This is a genomic window from Candidatus Erwinia dacicola (assembly GCF_001756855.1).
Taxonomy (GTDB): domain Bacteria; phylum Pseudomonadota; class Gammaproteobacteria; order Enterobacterales; family Enterobacteriaceae; genus Erwinia; species Erwinia dacicola.
The window spans coordinates 1-2,826 of sequence record NZ_MAYS01000266.1 but is presented as its reverse complement, the minus strand read 5'-3'; the positions used below and the strand labels follow the sequence as shown (position 1 = coordinate 2,826).

2 protein-coding genes and 2 pseudogenes are annotated in these 2,826 nt (G+C 50.9%); 1 reads left to right on the top strand and 3 read right to left on the bottom strand.

Going from position 1 to position 2,826, the window contains the following annotated elements; genetic code table 11:
- Positions 1–62: 62 nt before the first annotated feature.
- The 3 genes and pseudogenes from BBW68_RS07935 to sbcB form a co-directional block, all read right to left on the bottom strand.
- A pseudogene (locus tag BBW68_RS07935) lies at positions 63–259 on the bottom strand (hypothetical protein); the annotation flags it as partial.
- A 176-nt stretch (positions 260–435) separates the two neighbouring features.
- Positions 436–818 (bottom strand): annotated as a pseudogene (tnpA, locus tag BBW68_RS07930) (IS200/IS605 family transposase).
- Positions 819–866: 48 nt separating this feature from the next.
- Positions 867–2,345, bottom strand: a complete 1,479-nt coding sequence (sbcB, locus tag BBW68_RS07925; RefSeq protein ID WP_070134747.1) for an exodeoxyribonuclease I — start codon at positions 2,343–2,345, stop codon at positions 867–869.
- A gap of 178 nt (positions 2,346–2,523) precedes the next feature.
- On the opposite strand from sbcB, the gene BBW68_RS07920 reads away from it, so the two are divergent.
- The coding region (locus tag BBW68_RS07920; protein WP_148127599.1) for an Arm DNA-binding domain-containing protein at positions 2,524–2,826 on the top strand (303 nt) is incomplete at its 3' end.

The window sequence follows — 2,826 nt, the reverse complement described above, 5'->3', positions numbered from 1 at the left end:
AGTCTTTGAAAGATAAGACCTTTCAATAACACGAAAGGCTAACTCATCAATATCTTTGCAACAGTGCCATAACCATTACGGGCATTGCTACTGGTTTTGGGCTGGTTTTTATCGTACCCGAGATGGTGAGTCATTTCGGCATTGAGGGCGGCTTTCACACTAACTTTTTTAGCAGCCGATCGAACTGATTGAGATCCTCTGGGGTTTTGAGATTTTTGGCTAGTTCATTAGCCAGAGCCTGTAACTGTTTTACGTCCATAATTTAACCTGTTTTTGATGTTGAATTGAACATATCAAAATCAGGCAGTTAAGTATCCTCCGGCAGAGCCGGAGGCTTTAGGGTGAGCGTCTCAAAGGCGCTGACAAACCATGAGCCGCCCGGGGCAGCTGCTATACGTTCAGTTTCATCTAATCGTATCGTTCGTCTTCTCGTTCCTAGTTGCGTATGTAAGTCCTGACCATGGCCTCATCCAGACCAACGGTTGAAACGAAATAGCCACGCGCCCAGAAAACTTCTCCGGTGAAATTCTTACCTCTGCCAAAGTGCCGGGCTATCGCCATCACGCTTTTCCCCTTCAGATAGCCGACGACTGTTGATACCGCGTACTTTGGCGGAATGCTGATGCACATGTGGACATGATCGCGCATCAAATACCCCTCCAAAATCTGACAGCCTTTCTGGTTCGCAAGCTCATGGAATATCTTGCCCAATTCATGCCGAGCGCACCATATAACCGCTGCTTCCAGCGTTTGGGGATATAAACCACGTGATATTTACAGTCCCATTTCGTATGGCTTAAGCTCTGGTAGTCTTTCATCACGAATCCTCATCTCTTTGGCGGAGATTTCAGATTCGCGCGACTGACTTAAAGGTCAAACCTTTCGGAGTCCCCCGGCAAAGCCGGGGGTTTACCGGATTTAATTACACAATCCCGCGCATACTCAAACAACGCCTTCAGCTGATCCAGCTTCTCCTGTTCCCCTTCGTACTGATTAAACAGCATCTTCAGCTCCTGCACATAGCTTTGCACCCGCTCAGGATTAAGCATCTCACGGCAGTGCTGTAGCCAGCGCTTCTGCTCGGCGTCATCCAGCGTGCCGAAGAAGTTGCGCGCGCGGTAACGGAACAGCAGCTTCTCTATACGCGCATCGTTAAAGCTCAGATCCAGCGCCGGCAGATTTTCCGCGGCAGTCTGACGAATAATATTCATCGCGTTGCGATCGGCATCGCTGAAGAAGCCGTTATAGATCTGCGCATCGACATCTTCCGAAGGGGTAAAGGGTTCGGCTTCTGCAAACAGCGCCACTACTTTTTCGCGTACCTCAGGATGCTGACGCAGCAGGGCGAGATTATCTAAGCAGCGCTGGCGGTCAATGCCAATGCGCTGCGCATCTTCCAGGCGCAGCGTGTTCGCCGGGGCAACCACCGGGCATTTATTGATATGCACCAGCTTGAGCGGTACCGGGGACGCATCCCCCAGCTCGTCGCTGCGGGTATACAGGCGTTCGCGCAGCGCAGCGGCGTCCAGCTCCAGCAGCGGCGACATATCACCGCCGAGATCGCAGGTAATCAGCGCATTACGGTTTTCCGGGTGCCAGGCAAGCGGGGCGATCCAGCTGGTATTGCCCCGCGCTGCGCCAAACATGCCCGAAATATGCACCAGCGATTTCATCTGCGGAATATCGACCAGCGCGGCGATCTTCTGCTTGTTGCGGTGGCTGAACAGGAAGTCATACAGACGCGGCTGCTTCTTTTTAACCAGCTTGGCAATGGCAATGGTGGCGTAAACATCTGACATCGCATCGTGAGCATTGTCATGTGTCACGTCGTTGGCTTTGGTCAGGTGCTCTAGGCAGAAGCTGGGGAAGCCATCATCATTTTCTGGCCACTCAATTCCGTCCGGGCGTAGGGCGTAGCAGGCGCGCATCACGTCCAGTAGATCCCAGCGGCTGTTACCGTGCTGCCAGCTCCACGCGTAGGGGTCGTAAAAGTTGCGATAAAACAGGTTACGGCTGACTTCGTCGTCAAAACGCACGTTGTTATAACCCACTATGCAGGTATTCGGTTCGCTGAACAGCTGATGAATGCGGCGGGTGAACTCCACTTCCGGCACCCCACGGGCACGGGCAATCTGCGGGGTAATCCCGGTAATCATCACCGCTTCCGGCTGCGGCAGATAGCCATCCGCAGGCTGGCAGTAAAACACCTCCGGCTCCCCGATGATGTTGAAGTCCATATCGGTACGGATGCCGGCAAACTGAGCAGGGCGGTCCAGCGACGGACTTTTACCGAAGGTTTCGTAATCGTGGAAGAGAAAAGTTGGCTGTATCGACGTGTCTTTCACTGTAATTTGTTGTCCATGGTTTTTTGTCTATCTCTATGTTTTTAGTGATAAAAATACTATTAAATCGTTTATTCTACTGATTCTACAACAGTGCTTGTTGATGTATCAGGTAGTAAATGGCACATCGAGTACACAATGAGTACATAAAACTAAAATTAGATGAGTACAAAATATGATTATGGCTATCAGCGAAACAAAGCTAAGCTCCATCTATTATGGTAAAGCATATTCCGGCACACCTGAAATAATTGATTCAGACGGGCTGGGAGTCGGGATCACCCCTCGCGGCATTATCAACTTTCAGTACCGATATAGATGGTTGGGTAAGCAACGCCGCATAGGTATCGGCAAACACCCGGCCATCTTCCTGCGAGATACTAGGAACAAAGTGGCAGATCTTAGGGAGAGTTTGGACAGAAGTATTGACCCAAAGGTCATAGCAGATAAGGTTGAGTCCGTCAAGGTAGCATGGGCACTTTTC